The sequence below is a fragment of the Bradyrhizobium sp. 153 genome (assembly GCF_023073835.1).
Lineage (GTDB): Bacteria > Pseudomonadota > Alphaproteobacteria > Rhizobiales > Xanthobacteraceae > Bradyrhizobium.
The window spans coordinates 1-1,013 of record NZ_JADPKH010000043.1 but is presented as its reverse complement, the minus strand read 5'-3'; the positions used below and the strand labels follow the sequence as shown (position 1 = coordinate 1,013).

The window sequence follows — 1,013 nt, the reverse complement described above, 5'->3', positions numbered from 1 at the left end:
GCTAAAGCGGGATGGGGTTTGGTTGAATCGATTTGGGATTCCCAAATCAGTTCGTTTCTGATTCACCATGCTGGCTGGGCGGGAGGCCAGCATGGATGGGCAAGCCTTATTCTCTGGATCTTCGCCAGCGTGTCGTGGCCGCGATTGAGGGCGGGATGTCCCGCAATCGGGCAGCCAAGCAGTTTGGGGTCGCGATCAGCACCGCAATTGGCTGGATGAAGCGGGTCGATGAGACCGGGAGCGTTGCTCCGGGCCAGATGGGCGGTCATAAGCCGAAGGCGGTTTCGGGAGAGCATGCGGTCTGGCTGTCGCAACGGATCAAGGAGGGCGATTTCACGATACGCGGGCTCGTTGCCGAGCTTGCCGGACGCGGCCTGAAGGTCGACTACCATTCGGTGTGGGACTTCGTGCATGCCGAGAAGCTCAGCTTCAAAAAAAAGCGTGGCGGCTGGCGAACGGGATCGACCCGAGGTCGCGCGGCGGCGAGCCCAGTGGACAAAATATCAAGGTCGCGTCGAAGCTGAGCGACTGGTCTTCATCGACGAGACCTGGACCAGGACCGATATGGCGCCCTTGCGGGGATGGGCGCCGCGCGGGCGCAGACTTCACGCCAAGGTTCCCCACGGCCGCTGGAAGACCATGACCTTCCTGGCGGCCCTGCGCCATGATCGGATCGATGCGCCATGGTTCATCGAGGGGCCGATCGATGGCGTGAGCTTTCGCACCTATGTCGCGAAGGTTCTCCTGCCGGTCCTTCGACCCGGCGATATCGTCGTCTTGGATAATCTCGGCAGCCACAGGAGCAAAGCAGTTCGCCAGCTCATCCGTTCGGCCGGCGCCAAACTGTTCTTCCTGCCAAAGTACTCGCCCGACCTGAACCCGATCGAACAGGTATTTGCCAAGCTCAAGCATCTGCTCCGCAAAGCTGCCGCCCGAACCGTCGATGCGGTCTGCGCCGCAATCGGCCACGCACTCGATGCCTTCACCGCCGACGAATGCGCCAATTACCTCAA

Annotated in this window: 1 protein-coding gene; it reads left to right on the top strand. The window is 61.4% G+C overall.

The window, feature by feature from the left end; all coding sequences use genetic code 11:
- Positions 1-95 precede the first annotated feature (95 nt).
- Positions 96-1,013 (top strand): IS630 family transposase gene (locus tag IVA91_RS12085; protein ID WP_247458775.1). Its coding sequence is split into 2 segments (ribosomal slippage), with 917 coding nucleotides annotated over them: positions 96-431 and positions 433-1,013; the frame shifts between segments, so codons are not numbered across the junction. This gene is flagged as partial in the annotation.